This is a genomic window from Salinimicrobium oceani, from assembly GCF_012037645.1.
On sequence record NZ_JAAVJR010001177.1, the window covers coordinates 1 to 349 of the forward strand.

Sequence of the window (349 nt, forward strand, 5' to 3'; positions counted from 1 at the left end):
TTCTCCATCAAAAACTGGTAGGGGTAGTCGTTGTTAGCAAGAATCCCGCCTACGCGAGCTGCAGCGTCAATAACTACTTCGGGTTTTTCTTTGGTGAAGAAGTCGTTTACTGCTTTCTGGTCGCGTAGGTCTAATTCCTTTGAAGTTTTTCCGATTAAGTTCGAGTAACCTTCAGTTTCTAACTTGCGCCAGATTGCGGAGCCTACCATGCCGCGGTGGCCAGCTATATATATCTTTGTATTCTTGTCCATTTTAAATTTTTACTTTTTCGGATGTTCCGACCGCTGATCAAATGTTGTTTTGATTCCGCGGATTATTGCAGATTACCCTGAAGTTTAGATTCCGCAGA

Annotated in this window: 1 protein-coding gene; it reads right to left on the reverse strand. The window is 43.3% G+C overall.

The annotated features are described in order from the left end of the window. On the reverse strand, positions 1-251 hold a 251-nt coding region (locus HC175_RS21345), incomplete at its 3' end, for an NAD-dependent epimerase/dehydratase family protein (RefSeq protein WP_168139944.1). Between the last annotated feature and the right edge of the window lie 98 nt (positions 252-349).